Source organism: Staphylococcus chromogenes (assembly GCF_029024625.1).
Lineage (GTDB): Bacteria > Bacillota > Bacilli > Staphylococcales > Staphylococcaceae > Staphylococcus > Staphylococcus chromogenes.
Window position 1 is genome coordinate 1,774,298 of sequence record NZ_CP118953.1, and the last position, 15,116, is coordinate 1,789,413.

General features: G+C 36.7%; 15 protein-coding genes. 4 read left to right on the forward strand and 11 right to left on the reverse strand.

Features of this window, described 5'->3' with window-relative positions:
* Positions 1 to 42: 42 nt before the first annotated feature.
* The 3 genes from lepB (PYW36_RS08615) to PYW36_RS08625 all read right to left on the reverse strand — a co-directional run bounded on the left by lepB (PYW36_RS08615) (position 43) and on the right by PYW36_RS08625 (position 2,631).
* On the reverse strand, positions 43 to 624 hold the full coding sequence (gene lepB / locus PYW36_RS08615) for a signal peptidase I (protein ID WP_037573035.1): 582 nt from the start codon (positions 622 to 624) through the stop codon (positions 43 to 45).
* 11 nt (positions 625 to 635) lie between these two features.
* On the reverse strand, positions 636 to 1,157 hold the full coding sequence (gene lepB / locus PYW36_RS08620; protein ID WP_037572234.1) for a signal peptidase I: 522 nt from the start codon (positions 1,155 to 1,157) through the stop codon (positions 636 to 638).
* Positions 1,158 to 1,299: 142 nt separating this feature from the next.
* Positions 1,300 to 2,631, reverse strand: a complete 1,332-nt coding sequence (locus tag PYW36_RS08625) for a glucose-6-phosphate isomerase (protein ID WP_037572236.1) — start codon at positions 2,629 to 2,631, stop codon at positions 1,300 to 1,302.
* A gap of 188 nt (positions 2,632 to 2,819) precedes the next feature.
* On the opposite strand from PYW36_RS08625, the gene PYW36_RS08630 reads away from it, so the two are divergent.
* The 3 genes from PYW36_RS08630 (at position 2,820) to PYW36_RS08640 (ending at position 6,480) form a co-directional block, all read left to right on the forward strand.
* The gene (locus PYW36_RS08630; protein ID WP_103159383.1) at positions 2,820 to 4,025 is read left to right on the forward strand and encodes an argininosuccinate synthase; all 1,206 of its coding nucleotides are present in this window, start codon (positions 2,820 to 2,822) and stop codon (positions 4,023 to 4,025) included.
* Complete coding sequence (argH, locus tag PYW36_RS08635; protein WP_103159382.1) at positions 4,018 to 5,391, forward strand: argininosuccinate lyase; 1,374 nt, start codon at positions 4,018 to 4,020, stop codon at positions 5,389 to 5,391. Before PYW36_RS08630 ends, argH begins: the two co-directional genes overlap by 8 nt.
* A gap of 153 nt (positions 5,392 to 5,544) precedes the next feature.
* Positions 5,545 to 6,480, forward strand: coding sequence for a glycerophosphodiester phosphodiesterase (locus tag PYW36_RS08640; protein WP_103158908.1), 936 nt, complete (start codon positions 5,545 to 5,547; stop codon positions 6,478 to 6,480).
* A 52-nt stretch (positions 6,481 to 6,532) separates the two neighbouring features.
* Here PYW36_RS08640 and PYW36_RS08645 read toward each other — a convergent pair whose 3' ends face one another.
* The 8 genes from PYW36_RS08645 to PYW36_RS08680 form a co-directional block, all read right to left on the reverse strand.
* A complete protein-coding gene (locus PYW36_RS08645) occupies positions 6,533 to 7,777 on the reverse strand; it encodes a Glu/Leu/Phe/Val family dehydrogenase (RefSeq protein WP_103158907.1) in 1,245 nt (414 codons plus the stop codon).
* Positions 7,778 to 7,937: 160 nt separating this feature from the next.
* Positions 7,938 to 9,137 (reverse strand): ornithine--oxo-acid transaminase, encoded by a 1,200-nt coding sequence (locus tag PYW36_RS08650; RefSeq protein WP_103158906.1) that lies wholly within the window; start codon positions 9,135 to 9,137, stop codon positions 7,938 to 7,940.
* 223 nt (positions 9,138 to 9,360) lie between these two features.
* Positions 9,361 to 10,905 (reverse strand): L-glutamate gamma-semialdehyde dehydrogenase, encoded by a 1,545-nt coding sequence (pruA, locus tag PYW36_RS08655; RefSeq protein WP_103158905.1) that lies wholly within the window; start codon positions 10,903 to 10,905, stop codon positions 9,361 to 9,363.
* 331 nt (positions 10,906 to 11,236) lie between these two features.
* The gene (ygs, locus tag PYW36_RS08660; protein WP_037572258.1) at positions 11,237 to 11,623 is read right to left on the reverse strand and encodes a S1 domain-containing post-transcriptional regulator Ygs; all 387 of its coding nucleotides are present in this window, start codon (positions 11,621 to 11,623) and stop codon (positions 11,237 to 11,239) included.
* Positions 11,624 to 11,788: 165 nt separating this feature from the next.
* Positions 11,789 to 12,058 (reverse strand): FmdB family zinc ribbon protein, encoded by a 270-nt coding sequence (locus tag PYW36_RS08665; protein ID WP_037572261.1) that lies wholly within the window; start codon positions 12,056 to 12,058, stop codon positions 11,789 to 11,791.
* On the reverse strand, positions 12,058 to 13,248 hold the full coding sequence (gene fmdA, locus PYW36_RS08670; RefSeq protein ID WP_037572263.1) for a formamidase: 1,191 nt from the start codon (positions 13,246 to 13,248) through the stop codon (positions 12,058 to 12,060). The genes PYW36_RS08665 and fmdA overlap by 1 nt, the downstream gene beginning before the upstream one ends.
* Before the next feature lie 410 nt (positions 13,249 to 13,658).
* The gene (locus PYW36_RS08675) at positions 13,659 to 13,922 is read right to left on the reverse strand and encodes a DUF1871 family protein (protein WP_037572266.1); all 264 of its coding nucleotides are present in this window, start codon (positions 13,920 to 13,922) and stop codon (positions 13,659 to 13,661) included.
* A 33-nt stretch (positions 13,923 to 13,955) separates the two neighbouring features.
* Entirely contained in the window at positions 13,956 to 14,561 is a 606-nt protein-coding gene (locus PYW36_RS08680; RefSeq protein ID WP_037572270.1) for a peptidylprolyl isomerase, read from the reverse strand.
* Between the two features lie 72 nt (positions 14,562 to 14,633).
* Here PYW36_RS08680 and PYW36_RS08685 point away from each other — a divergent pair, with 72 nt between their 5' ends.
* The gene (locus tag PYW36_RS08685) at positions 14,634 to 15,014 is read left to right on the forward strand and encodes a kinase-associated lipoprotein B (RefSeq protein WP_037572273.1); all 381 of its coding nucleotides are present in this window, start codon (positions 14,634 to 14,636) and stop codon (positions 15,012 to 15,014) included.
* The last annotated feature ends 102 nt before the right edge of the window (positions 15,015 to 15,116 follow it).

Here is a 15,116-nt window from a genome sequence, read left to right on the forward strand (position 1 = left end):
AAATTATAATGAAGGCGCGAATAATATATCGCCTCGCCATATTTAACCGTTTTGATTACTTGTATGATCAGGGTTAAAATTGATTTTAAATTCACTGAATGGCCAGAAACGTAAAGAAACTTTACCCACAATTTGCTTTTTGTCAATTAAACCAAAAGCACGACTATCTTTACTTACTTCACGATTGTCCCCTAAAACTAAGTATCTGTCTTTAGGAATCTTATACTGTCCACCACTATTCGGTAAATCAGATGATTTGAATGACCCTGTAATTTCTTCATAATTTTTATGTTTCATATTGTACTCTAAATACGGTTCTGGTGTTTTTTTACCGTTAACATATAAAACATCATGTTTATATTCAATATGATCGCCAGGGACACCAATGATACGCTTGACGTAATCACTATTTTCATCCGCATGGAACACAATCACATTACCACGCTCTAGGTTTCCAAATGTTTTCCCTAGCTTATTAACAATGACGCGCTCGCCATCTTTTAATGTTGGATCCATTGAGTCTCCCTTTACATTATATGGTTTGATGACAAAAGCATAAAGTAACCCCACTATGAGTAACGCTAAACCAATAGAAACCAACCATTCCATTGTTTCTTTTTTCAACATCGACACCTCTAATCCTTAAAGTTTACAGTCATTTTTTCGAAAGGATAATAACGTATTAAAATCGTTCCTATTATATCATTTTTATGTACAGTTCCAAAGGCTTCAGATTCCTTTGAAGATGAAAGCTGATTCATCACAACATAATGACTAGGACTTATAATATCACTTTCTTGTTCAGATAACATCTTTGAAGACCAATTTTGAACCCCTATTTGTTTGACCCAATCATCTTTTACCGGTTGGTTGTCCACGTAGAGTTGTTGTGCCTTAATCTCAATGGATTGACCTGGTTCACCTATAATCCGACCAAGATGCAGTTGACCATCTTTATGATATACAATCATATCCGCATGATGAATCATGTTCAATCGGGGCGTCAGTTGATTCACAATCATGCGATCTCCTTTTTGAATTAGGGGGGACATATAGTCATTGTCTGCACGAAAAGGGACTGCAATAAACAAGACAATCACCAAGAGTACAATGATGGCGCTTATCAATGCTCCCATAATTTTAATGGTTTTTCTCATATTGGCTCCCCCCCTTTTTATTTGAAGTTTATCTATTATACCTTGTTTTATTTATTTCAGTATCCTACTTAAGAACGAATTATGTTGCATTCAAAAAGAGGCGGGACTTTATCGTCCTCGCCTCTATGGAGTCATTTAACGCTTATAATCTTTCTTCAAGTTCTTTTTTCTTATCTTCGAAACCAGGTTTACCTAATAATGCAAACATGTTTTGTTTGTAAGCTTCTACACCTGGTTGGTTGAACGGATTAACACCTAGTTGGTAGCCACTCATCGCTACAGCTGTTTCAAAGAAGTAAACAAGATAGCCATAAGTAAAGGCATCGAGTTGAGGTACTTTCACAACTAAGTTAGGAACACCTCCGTCAGTATGTGCGAGCAATGTCCCTTCAAATGCTTTCGTATTGACATCATCAACTGTTTTACCAGCCAAATAATTCAAACCATCTAAATCCTCTGGGTCTTCTTCAATTGTAATCGCATGCTTAGGTGATTCAACTTTTAAAACAGTTTCAAATAAGAAACGACGCCCTTCTTGAACATATTGACCTAATGAATGCAAATCTGTTGTAAAGTTTGCACTAGATGGATAAATCCCTTTTAGGTCTTTACCTTCAGATTCTCCGAAAAGTTGTTTCCACCATTCGTTAAAATATTGTAATGAGGGTTCATAGTTGATCAACATTTCAGTCGTATATCCTTTGCTATATAGGATATTACGAATCGTCGCATACTGATAAGCAATATTTTCAGAAACGTCATCAGAGCTTAATTCTTCACGTGCTTTTGCAGCCCCTGACATCATGCTTTCAATATCAATTCCTGCAACTGCGATAGGTAAAAGTCCTACTGCTGTAAGGACTGAGAAACGACCCCCAACATCATCAGGCACGATAAATGATTCGTATCCTTCGTTAGTTGCAAGTTGTTTTAATGCACCTTTTTCTTTATCTGTCGTAGCGAAAATACGTTTTACTGCTTCTTCTTTACCGTATTTTTCTTCTAATAATTTTTTGAAAAGACGAAATGCTACTGCTGGTTCAGTTGTTGTTCCAGATTTAGAAATGACATTCACTGAGAAGTCTTTGCCCTCTAAATAGTCAATTAATTCTTGTGTATATGTGGATGATAAATGATGTCCTGCAAAAATAATTTCAGGTGTATCCTCATTCTTTTTAAATGCTGGTGTCAACATCTCAATAGCTGAACGTGCACCTAAATATGAACCACCAATACCAATAACCACTAAGACGTCAGAGTTAGATTGAATTTGCTTTGCGGATTTTTGTATACGTGCAAATTCCTCTTTATCATAATCTACGGGTAAATCAACCCAACCTAAAAAGTCGCTACCTGCTCCTGTACCTTCATGAATTGTGCGATGTACTGATTTAACAAGGTCAGCTTGTTGATCGATTTCGTGTTGTTCAAAAAATGATAACGCTTTTTGATAATCTAATTGAATATGTGTCATGCACTGCGCCTCCTAATATTTCTAACTATTGTTATTCTACTAAGATTTTCATATGTTTTCAATTTTCAGACTCGCAGATTCTTGCTCATTTCAAAATTTTTAGTGTATATTTATTTATATACTTGCATAATAAATCATTTGTGATATAGTAAGTGCTATACATATTAAACACCGAGGGGGAATTGGAAATGAATAAACAAAAAGTTGTATTAGCATACTCAGGCGGTCTTGATACGAGCGTGGCCGTTCAATGGTTGATTGATCAAGGTTATGAAGTTGTCGCTTGCTGCTTAGATGTTGGCGAGGGCAAAGATTTAGATGTTGTCTATCAAAAAGCACTCGATATGGGAGCGGTCGAGTCACATGTGATTGATGCCACAAAAGAATTTAGTGAAGATTACGTCGGCTATGCGATTAAAGGTAATTTAATGTATGAACAAGCTTATCCTTTAGTTTCTGCTTTATCTCGTCCGTTAATTTCTAAAAAGCTTGTTGAAATCGCACATGAAACTCAAGCAGATGCCATTGCTCATGGTTGTACAGGTAAAGGAAATGACCAAGTTCGATTTGAAGTCGCTATTAAAGCATTAGACCCTAAACTTAAAGTGATCGCACCTGTAAGAGAATGGGGTTGGAGCCGTGAAGAAGAAATTGATTATGCAAAAAAACATAATATTCCTGTACCAATTGGAAAAGAATCACCTTATTCTATCGACCAAAACTTATGGGGACGTAGTAATGAATGCGGTGTATTAGAAGATCCATTTGTGGCACCTCCAAAAGATGCCTTTGACTTAACAAATGAGTTAGAAGATACACCAGACACACCTGATGAATTGCTTATAACATTTCATAAAGGTTTGCCAACACATATTGACGGCCAGGCTTTCGAATTAGATGATTTGATTCTACATTTAAATCAAGTCGCTGGGAAACATGGCATTGGACGTATTGACCATATTGAAAATAGATTAGTAGGTATTAAATCACGTGAAGTATATGAAACACCTGGTGCTGAAGTTATTTTAAAAGCGCATAAAGCTTTAGAGTCTATCACATTGACAAAAGACGTCGCGCATTTCAAACCTATCATCGAAAAGCAATTTGCTGAACAAGTGTACAATGGTCTATGGTTTTCTCCGTTAACAGATGCACTCAAAGTGTTTGTAGACCAAACGCAAGAACATGTCACTGGTGAAGTACGTGTCAAATTGTTCAAGGGTCATGCTATCGCCAATGGAAGAAAATCAGACTATACATTATATAATGAAGAACTTGCGACTTATACTAAGGAAGATGCATTTAATCAATCATCTGCTGTAGGATTTATCGATATTTATGGATTGCCTACTAAAGTTAACGCAATGCAAAATGGAGGGTATCAAAATGACTAAAAAAGCTTGGGGCGGTCGTTTTGAAGAGAAACCAGAAGATTGGGTCGATGCATTTAATGCATCGATTCACTTCGATCAAACATTAATTGATGAGGATATTCAAGGAAGTATTGCTCATGCAACGATGTTGAGTCATAAAGGGATACTTACTGAAAATGAATGCCAATCAATTGTCCAAGGTTTACAAGAGATTCAAAAGGATTTTCATGAGGGTCATATTCAATTTCAAGCCTCACTCGAAGATATCCATCTCAATATTGAACATGAGTTAATCACACGTATCGGGGCTGTTGGCGGAAAGTTACACACTGGCCGTAGCCGTAACGACCAAGTTGCGACGGATATGCACCTTTATACAAAAAAAGAAGTTCAAAATCTTATCGCATCCATTCAATCATTCCAAAAAACCATTGTTCATTTAGCAGACGAACACGTCGACACTATCATGCCTGGTTATACGCATTTGCAACGTGCTCAGCCTATTTCCTTTGCACATCATATTATGACGTATTTTTGGATGTTGGAGCGCGATAAAGGACGTTTTCAGGATGCATTGAAGCGGATTGATATTTCTCCCCTCGGTGCGGCGGCATTAAGTGGAACAACTTATCCTATTGATCGCCATGAAACACAACAGTTATTAGGTTTTGCTTCGTTATACGAAAACAGTTTAGATGCGGTGAGTGACCGAGATTATATTGTTGAAACATTACATGCGATAAGTCTGACAATGGTTCATTTATCCCGTTTCGCTGAAGAGATTATCTTTTGGTCCTCAGAAGAAGCTCAATTTGTGGCATTATCAGATGCCTTTTCTACAGGTTCATCCATCATGCCTCAGAAAAAAAATCCTGACATGGCTGAATTGATTCGTGGTAAAGTCGGTCGAACAACCGGACATTTAATGAGCATGTTGATGACATTGAAAGGGCTGCCTCTTGCCTATAATAAAGATATGCAAGAAGATAAAGAAGGCCTATTTGATGCCCTTCATACATTGAAAGGCTCCTTGCGTATTTTTGAGGGCATGTTAGGTAGTATGACTGTAAACACTGAGCGATTAACCCAAACTGTTCAAAAAGATTTTTCAAATGCCACAGAATTGGCAGACTACCTTGTAATGAAAGGCATCCCTTTTAGAGAAGCTCATGAAATTGTTGGGAAAATTGTATTATGGTCCATTCAAAATGATCTTTATTTATTAGATGTCCCTCTTGAAGTCTATCAACAACATCATGCTTCTATTGAGAAAGATATCTATCATTATCTTCATCCATCAGAAGCGGTCAAACGTCGTAAAAGCTATGGTTCTACTGGTCAAGAGTCCGTAAAACATCAAATCTCTGTTGCAAAAACATTAATTTAATATAAAGAGTTCAAAAGTTCTGTTAAATTTAGCAGAACTTTTTTAATTAGTTATTAATTTTTATAACATTCATTCAAATCTATTGTTATTATAATTTGTGTATTATAATTTAAGTAAGGAGTAATTATTACTTTAATAAAGGGAGGATTTACCATGAAGCATTCCAAAGTTTTACTTTCTACAGGTTTAGCGACATCTTTAATTTTAGGTGGTGTGACAATGCCTCAACAAGCAAATGCCGGTTCAGTACAAAGTGCCTCACAACACCAACAAGCAACACCTCTATCTCCAAGTGTACATAATGTTTTAAACAAAAAACATGTCACGATTGGTCATCGTGGCGCTAGCGGATATGCCCCTGAACATACTATCCCTTCTTACGATAAAAGCATTAATGAAATGGGTTCTGACTTTTTAGAAATTGATTTACAAATGACGAAAGACGGCCACCTCATTGCGATGCATGATGAAACTGTCGACCGCACAACGAACGGTACAGGTCGTGTAGATCAATATACCCTCGCACAACTCAAAAAATTGGACGCCGGTTCTTGGTTTAATAAAGCGCACCCTGAATACAAAAATCCTAAATACGTTGGACAAAAAGTACTAACACTCGATGAAATCTTCCAACGTTATGGTACACGGACTAACTATTACATCGAAACGAAATCACCAGAAGTTTATCCTGGCATGGAAGAAAAATTACTGCAAACAATGCATAAATATGGATTGGATAAGAAAAACCAACTTACGAATGGGAAAGTCGTCATTCAGTCCTTCTCACAAGCAAGCTTACAAAAAACACACCGTTTAAATCCTTATATCCCTTTAATTCAATTGACTGATTTAGGTCAATTGCAAACAATGACTGAAAAAGATTTACAAAATGTGAAAAGTTATGCTGTCGGCATTGGACCAGATTATCATGATTTAAATGCGAAAAACACAAAGCACTTAAGAGAACTCGGCTTTTACATTCATCCTTATACAGTGAATACGCTCGCTGATATGAAGCGATTAAACAAATATGGCGTAACAGGAGTTTTCACGAATTACCCTGATGTATATAGTCAACTTATTAAATAAATTCAAAAAACACGCAAAGTTCATGAACTTTGCGTGTTACTATATTTTTATATTACGCCCAACCACGATAACGTGCTGCTTCTGCTGTACGTTTAATACCAACGATATATGCTGCTAAACGCATGTCGATTTTACGATTTTGAGAAAGATTGTAAATCGTATCGAAGGCACTGACTAATTTTTCACGTAATTTTTCGTTAACTTCTTCTTCTGTCCAGTAGTAGCCTGTATTATTTTGTACCCATTCAAAATAAGAAACGGTTACGCCCCCTGCGCTGGCTAATACGTCAGGAACAAGCAGTACACCACGATCTGTTAAAATTTTTGTTGCTTCAGGAGTTGTCGGTCCATTTGCAGCTTCGACAACAATTTCAGCTTTAATATCGTGTGCATTATCTTCTGTAATTTGGTTCGCAATGGCTGCTGGTACTAAAATATCACAGTCTAGTTCGAATAATTCTTTATTAGAAATCGTATCTTCAAATAAGTTCGTTACTGTACCAAAACTATCACGACGATCTAATAAATAATCAATATCTAGGCCTTCAGGATCATGTAATGCACCGTATGCATCTGAAATCCCTACAATTTTAGCGCCTTGATCATATAAGAATTTCGCAAGGAAACTACCTGCGTTACCAAACCCTTGAATCACAATACGAGAACCTTTAATCGTTTTACTACGGCGTTTTGCTGCTTCTTCAATTGCGATAACAACACCTAATGCTGTAGAACGGTCACGCCCTTGTGAACCCCCAAGGACAATTGGTTTACCTGTAATAAAACCTGGTGAGTTAAATTCATCCATTTGGCTGTATTCATCCATCATCCAAGCCATAATTTGAGAATTTGTAAAAACATCCGGCGCCGGGATGTCTTTTGTTGGCCCAACGATTTGTGAGATTGCACGTACATACCCTCTAGACAGACGTTCTACTTCATGGATGCTCATTTGACGAGGGTCACACACAATTCCCCCTTTACCGCCACCATAAGGTAAGTTCACAATACCGCATTTTAATGTCATCCACATAGATAACGCTTTTACTTCTTCTTCATCAACATCTGGATGAAAACGTACCCCACCTTTAGTTGGTCCAACCGCATCATTATGTTGCGCACGATATCCTGTAAACGTTTTTACTGTACCGTCATCCATTTTAACTGGAATTCGAACAGTTAAAAATCGTAATGGTTCTTTAATTAACTCATACATACCATCATCGAAACCTAATTTGTGCATCGCTTCTTTGATGATACCTTGAGTTGACGTCACTAGATTATTTTTTTCAGCCATGATCCATTTCGCCTCTTTTTCCTACATGTTTTCGCTTACATAAGTCATTGTAACATAAGCTATTCTTTTTTAAAGCCTTTTCGCCTATGGTAAAAGGATAATCATTTTTTATAAATTTGAGGTCATAAAATTCACTTTAAAATATGAAATTTAAAACTTATTAGGCCTCAGAAAAAACCTTTTTCACTTTATCAATTGCAAAATCTAGTTCTTCTTTCGTAATGATTAATGGAGGTGCGAAACGAATAACTGTATCATGTGTTTCTTTACATAAAATACCCTCTTCTTTTAAGCGTTCGCAATATGGACGTGCATTTTCATGTAATTCAACACCAATAAATAACCCACGGCCACGTACTTCTTTAATCGATGGGTGATCTATTTCAAGTAATGCTTTTTTGAAATATTCGCCAAGTTCTTGAGAGCGTCCTGGTAAGTCTTCGTCAACAATCACATCTAATGCTGCAATAGACGCCGCACATGCAAGTGGATTGCCTCCAAAAGTTGATCCGTGAGAGCCAGGTGTAAATACATCAAGTACCTCTTTATCCGCAAGTACCACAGAAATTGGGAAGACACCGCCACCTAAAGCTTTTCCTAAAATATAAACATCTGGTTTAACCTCATCCCAATCTGTGGCAAATAGTTTTCCTGTGCGCCCTAATCCTGCTTGAATCTCGTCAGCAATAAATAAGACATTATGCTCATCACATAACTCACGCACTTGTTTTAAGTAACCTTCAGGTGGTATATTAATGCCGGCTTCCCCTTGGATTGGCTCAATTAAAACCGCAGCAGTATTTTCATTGATAACTTCTTTTAATTGTTCAATGTTGCCGAATTCAACATTTGTAAACCCTTCTAATAAAGGACCATATCCACGTTGATACTCTTTTTCGGAAGAGAGTGAGACAGGTGCCATCGTACGTCCATGGAAGTTACCTACCATTGCCACAATTTCAGCATCATTCGGCTTAATTCCTTTGACATCATACGCCCAACGACGTGCTGCTTTTAAAGCCGTTTCTACCGCTTCTGCTCCTGTATTCATTGGTAATGCTTTTTCTTTACCAGACAGTTTACAAATTTTTTCATACCATTCCCCTAAGTTTGCGCTATGGAAGGCACGGGAAACAAGCGTCACTTTGTCTGCTTGATCTTTTAATGCTTGAATGATTTTAGGATGTCTATGTCCTTGGTTCACTGCAGAATAAGCAGCAAGCATATCCATATATTTGTTGCCTTCAGGGTCTTTCACCCAGACACCCTCTGCTTCCGAAATGACAATTGGTAGTGGTAAATAGTTATGCGCCCCATAATGATTTGTTAATTCAATAATTTGTTCTGATTTTGTTGTCACAATAAACGCCCCTTTATATGAAATTATAGGGTAAACCTATCTCGTATTACATTTCAAATCAAACTTCCGTTTCATCTGAATGCATCTATGAATGGCTTACCCTACCTTACGTACATAAAGTATTACATCGCCAAATGGTGATTCGCCTGCGTTCTCTTTAAAAACGTATTGGCATCTTGTACACACTTTGAGACTTTATGCATATTATTCAATTCTTTATTTTTTATAAATGTTCAGACACTGTACGTCCTTGCATATGAAGTACTAAATAATCTGGTCCACCCGCTTTAGAATCTGTACCTGACATTTTGAACCCACCAAATGGTTGATATCCAACAACAGCGCCTGTACAGCCACGGTTGAAGTACAAGTTACCCACCATAAAGTCACGACGCGCTTGCTCTAACTTCATACGGTTGTTTGAGATAACTGCACCTGTTAAACCATATTCAGTGTCATTCGCCACATCGATAGCTTCATCGAAATCTTTCACTTTTGAGAAACCAACGACAGGTCCGAAAATTTCTTCTTGCATAATGCGTGAATTTGGATCTAAATCAGCAATAACTGTTGGATGCACAAAGTTTCCTTTTTCTTCGTCAGTGTTACCACCAGTTACAATGCGACCTTCTTCTTTACCAATTTCAATGTATTTTTTAATTTTATCTAGTGATTTTTGGTCAATAACTGGACCTACATATGTGTCTGGATCAGCTGCATTGCCGACTTTAATTTTTTCAGTTTCAGTTTTAACGCGCTCTAACAATTCATCATAAATGTCTTGGTGTGCAATGACGCGTGAACATGCAGAACATTTTTGCCCAGAGAAGCCAAATGCTGAGTACACAATCGCATCAGTTGCCACTTGTAAATCTGCTTCATTATCAACGATAATCGCATCTTTACCGCCCATTTCAGCAATGACACGTTTGATATGATTTTGTCCTTCTTGAATCACTGCCGCTTTTTGAATAATTTCTTTACCTACATTTTTAGAACCTGTAAATGAAATTAAGCCCACGTCTTTATTTTCAATTAAGAAGTCACCAATTTCACTTGATGAGCCCGGAATCCAGTTGACTACCCCTTTAGGTAATCCTGCTTCTTCAAGCACTTCCATAAATTTATAAGAAATAATTGGTGTATTTGAAGAAGGTTTTAATAATACTGTATTACCTGTTACTACTGGTGCTGCAGTTGTTCCTGCCATAATCGCATAAGCAAAGTTCCATGGTGAAATGACCACACTTACACCAATTGGAAGATAATCGAATTGATTATATTCTCCTGGTCGGCTATTTACTTTTTTACCGTCTTTTAATTCGAGCATTTGACGACCATAATATTCCATAAAATCAATAGCTTCTGCAGTATCTGCATCTGCCTCTTTCCATGGTTTTCCGCCTTCTTTAGATAATAGCGCTGAAAATTCATGTTTACGTTTACGTGTTAATTCGGCAGCACGGAATAAAATATTCGCACGTACTTTTGGATCTACATTTCTCCATGTTTTAAACGCTTCTTTAGCTGCTTCTAATGCTTTTTGAGCATGTTCTTTTGATGCTTTAGAGACATAACCAATTGTTTCTTCACGATTTGAAGGGTTATACACACGTGTTTTATCATCTGTATAGACGCGTTCTCCACCAATAATTAATGGATACTCTTGACCTAATTCGCGCTCAACTTTTTCTAATGCACGAAAATAAGCTTCGCGGTTCTCCTCTTTCGTAAAATCTGTAAATGGTTCGTGTTGATATGGAATCATTTATAAATCCTCCCTTGTTTAATTTGAGAAAGCACTTACCTTTATCATGACATATCGCCTTTAGGAAGTAAAAGATTTTTTCAGTCTTTACTGAATTATCACAATTTTCGTGGTAATTTGTATCTTCAACACTCTAAAGCGATTATATTGCTCGAATTAAAGCGCTTTCATTTACAAGAATTATAGCTTTTATTCAGGCTAAATTCAACCACTTTAAGCCAGTAAATTCAGACGCTTTTATTTCATTTATGCTCATTTTGCATTAATATACATCTATCAATTTTTATATACAAAAAGACCAAACGACGATTCATGTCATCTGGTCTTTTAATTAATCGGCTTCGTCTTGCATTTGTCGCTTTGACTGTTTCACCCAATATGGCAAGCGTTCTTTTAAAGTTTGAAACCCATATGTTTCGGTCTCTTTAATTTCGTCCAATACTGAACGTTTTTCCTTTTTACGCTCATAATTTTTAAAGTAATCATTGTCTTTTAAAGACAAATTCAGTTTACCTGATTCATCAATTGAAATGATTTTCGCCTTTACCGTTTGTCCTTGCGATAAAAGTTTTTTTAAATTATGCACATAATCATCCATAACTTCTGAAATATGAATAAGTCCTTCAGTATTGTCAGGGGTTTCAACGAAAGCACCGTAGGGTTGAATACCAGTCACACGTACTTTTATGTGTTGACCAACACGATACTGTTTTTTCAACTTACATAACCCCTTATTTAATTTGAACTTCAACAGTATCATCATAGCATATATTTTTTAAGAATCCTAACCTTTTAGCACGTGATTATTTAAAGCTCAAATCTATATCCATACGTTAAAAAAACAATTTTCTCAATTCTTCTACGTGTATCATGCAGTGCACATCTATGAATGACCCGCTACCCAAGGACGTTGTGTAGAAGTGGGAGTTTTTCTTTTAGCTGGTAACGCTTCCTTTTTGACCACTCTTGGATTTTGTCCTTTTTCAATGCGTTGTTTTAAATTTGCATCCATTTTATACGTTTGAAAGGCCGTAAATTCACGCTTTGCAGTAGACTGACAAGTTGGGCATGTCGCTACTTCGTGAGAAATATTCATCGATTGACGCAATGTAAACGACCCACACGTGGCGCATGTATAAGTATAGTTTGGCATTAATCTTCATCCATTTCTGGTAATACACCTTTTTTAAAAATTTCTCGTGGAATTGCAATTGTACAGCAAGCATTCGGCACATCAACAATACCCGCGACGGTTCCTTGAATTGGCGCAGTTCCTAACAACATAAACGCCTGTTCACCGGTAAAACCTCTCGTTTTCAAAAATTCTATCGCATTTAAACATGCATTTCTGTATGCTGTATTAGCATCCAGATACGTTTGTTTACCTGTAAATTCATTCACAGAGATCCCTTCAAACACGATATAATCACTGTAATTTGGCATAACAGGCCCTGGATTAAAGGCTGGATTTTTCTTAATACTATATTTTTCCATTCCATTTTTAATCACATTGACTCGCAATTCTATCCATCCGGGCATTTCAATTCCGCCGCAAAATGTAATCTCCCCATCTCCTTGAGAAAAATGTAAATCTCCTACAGATAGTTTTGCGCCGTCTACAAATACTGGAAAATAGATTCTAGATCCTTTGGATAAATTCTTAATGTCACAGTTTCCTCCATTTTCACGTGGAGGTACCGTACGTGCGCCTTCTTTTGCCACACGTTGAAACTCTTTTCCTTTTAATGTGCCTAATACTGCGGCGTCTTCTGTAGGTAAATTCGCTAAAACAGGCTCACGATTAGGATCAGTATCTACGAGTGCTTTTTCTCGTTTATTCCATTCATCTAACATTTCTTGAGAAGGCGCTACACCGATTAATCCAGGATGAATAATTCCAGCAAACTCAACTCCTGGGACGTGTCGACTCGTCGCATATATTCCATTAAAATCCCAGATTGATTTTTGTGCATGTGGATAATGGTCAACTAAAAAACTACCGCCATTAGTTTTATCGAAAATGCCATTGAATCCCCATTCGTGTTCAGGAAATGTGCCGATATCTAAAATATCAACGACAAGTAAGTCCCCTGGTTTAACGCCATTAACATAGACTGGGCCACTCAATACATGTACACGGTTTAAGTTAACCTGTTTAATGTCACTTGGGTCATCATTATTTGCAATTTGTCCATCTGTCCAATCTAGACATTCCATACGAAACGACTCTCCTGGTTCCACTGAAAATGCAGCAGGTATATCGGGATGCCAGCGATTGTGTCCCGGATATGCTTGTTGGTCCATTTTCTTATTCAAATCAATGCTAAATAATTTTTTGGGCACGATTTCATCCCCTTTATGAAAATTTATCAATAATGAATGCGCTTACCTGTTGTTATTGTTAAATTACCCTAAAAGAGATAGTGTACACACCAAAAGTTTATATCGTCTATTTATCATTGTAATTAAAAGGATTGGTATGATGCTAAGAAAAATTTAATAGATTAAAATGACCAAATTAAAGCTATTTTTAAACTTCATATCCCCTATAAAAAGCGTACGCAAAGAACAACTTTCTAAAATCAGAAAACCATCAAAATTTACCCTCAGATAAATTTTGATGGTTATTTTAACATAACTTAGATAAGTAAAATTGCCAGTGAGGCAAAGACAAATACATTTGATGAATTCTGTAGCCTAGATTAATGAAACAATCAAAAAGGAATATGTCAATGCCCTCGCCCTTTCAACCTCTAAGAAGGAATATCGCATTGTTGTTGTAATTGTACAGCTTCCGTAGCTTTTTGCAGACAAGCGTCATAAGAGAGTTTTTCGTCAAAAGAAAATTGATATATGTCTTGAAATGCATGGGCAATATCACTAGGTGAGCCCAGTTGATGTACAGCATCCATCATTTCATAAACTTCAGCATCTCCTAATGTTTTATCTTCAAAATGCATCGGATTCCATTCGGATAGTAATTGATAAAGCGCTATATTCAAATCGTTGTTCGCCATTTAAGAGCCTCCCTCAATGCATTAACGATACAATTATGCAGTAGGTTCGTCTTCGATATCAATTGATTCAATGACAACATCGTAGGCTGGTTTGTCTCCAGGGCCCACTTTAACATTGGCAATATCTTCTAATGTCTTTTCACCTTCGATTAATTGACCAAACACGGTATGCTTTTGATCCAACCATGGTGTGCCACCTTTTTCACGATACGCTTCTGCGATTTCTTTTGGCCATCCACCATCTTGTAACTGATTGAGCATTTGAGCTGGAAGTTCTTTCATTTGGACAATGAAAAATTGAGATCCATTTGTTCCCGGTCCAGCATTAGCCATAGAAAGTGCGCCATACAAATTGAAAGCTTCCATTGAAAATTCATCTTCAAATGGTCCGCCATAAATACTTTCTCCACCCATTCCAGTTCCTGAAGGGTCACCGCCTTGAATCATAAAATCATTAATGACACGGTGGAAAGTAATCCCGTTATAATACCCTTGTTTAGAAAGCTCAACAAAGTTTTTCACCGTTTTAGGTGCAATCTCAGGGAATAATTTTAAAGTCATATCTCCCATATTTGTATGCATGACTGCTTTTATTTCGTTTTTTTGAATTTCTTTTGTCAATTGCGGATAGTTCGTCATTTGTCATATCTCCATTCGTGTTAAACTAAATATAACCATATCTTAACATATTTAGAAAAGGAAGGGATATCTATGCGCTATCGATTCGCTCATAAAACAGGCGTTTATGGTGTAGAAATTGTAGAAGAATCGAACGACCAAGTTCTCGTCAAAGTGATGCAAGTCATTAAACATCCCAAACAAGGAGATCTTCATCATCCTAATGAAGTTGAAGGCGTCTTTTTTCATGAACGGAAAGCGTTGAGTTTATACGAAAAACGTTTTACGACAAAAAGTAAATTAAAACCTTTTGAAGATGAAATTATGCCTTATACTGATTCTTTACAACAAGCGATCACAACGCTAGAAAATAAACTCAACACTTCGGATACACCATTCAACCAACAATCTCTTGCTTGTTTAGAAGCACTAAAAACAGATTATGCACGCCAATATAAAATAAATTTTGACTAATTGATTTACTTATTTTAGACGTGTTTCTTCTTATTTAAATAAACCTTTAAAAACAACCCTGTCCTTAGATGGGGTTGTTTTTCTTAACTTTCATAATCATGT

What these genes read in the sequence shown, in the direction of transcription:
- lepB (WP_037572234.1), bottom strand. Translation starts at nt 1,157, where the DNA reads ATGAGAAAAACCATTAAAATTATGGGAGCATTGATAAGCGCCATCATT.
- PYW36_RS08625 (WP_037572236.1), bottom strand. Translation starts at nt 2,631, where the DNA reads ATGACACATATTCAATTAGATTATCAAAAAGCGTTATCATTTTTTGAA.
- PYW36_RS08630 (WP_103159383.1), top strand. Translation starts at nt 2,820, where the DNA reads ATGAATAAACAAAAAGTTGTATTAGCATACTCAGGCGGTCTTGATACG.
- argH (WP_103159382.1), top strand. Translation starts at nt 4,018, where the DNA reads ATGACTAAAAAAGCTTGGGGCGGTCGTTTTGAAGAGAAACCAGAAGAT.
- PYW36_RS08640 (WP_103158908.1), top strand. Translation starts at nt 5,545, where the DNA reads ATGAAGCATTCCAAAGTTTTACTTTCTACAGGTTTAGCGACATCTTTA.
- PYW36_RS08645 (WP_103158907.1), bottom strand. Translation starts at nt 7,777, where the DNA reads ATGGCTGAAAAAAATAATCTAGTGACGTCAACTCAAGGTATCATCAAA.
- pruA (WP_103158905.1), bottom strand. Translation starts at nt 10,905, where the DNA reads ATGATTCCATATCAACACGAACCATTTACAGATTTTACGAAAGAGGAG.
- PYW36_RS08665 (WP_037572261.1), bottom strand. Translation starts at nt 12,058, where the DNA reads ATGCCAAACTATACTTATACATGCGCCACGTGTGGGTCGTTTACATTG.
- PYW36_RS08675 (WP_037572266.1), bottom strand. Translation starts at nt 13,922, where the DNA reads ATGGCGAACAACGATTTGAATATAGCGCTTTATCAATTACTATCCGAA.
- PYW36_RS08680 (WP_037572270.1), bottom strand. Translation starts at nt 14,561, where the DNA reads ATGACGAACTATCCGCAATTGACAAAAGAAATTCAAAAAAACGAAATA.
- PYW36_RS08685 (WP_037572273.1), top strand. Translation starts at nt 14,634, where the DNA reads ATGCGCTATCGATTCGCTCATAAAACAGGCGTTTATGGTGTAGAAATT.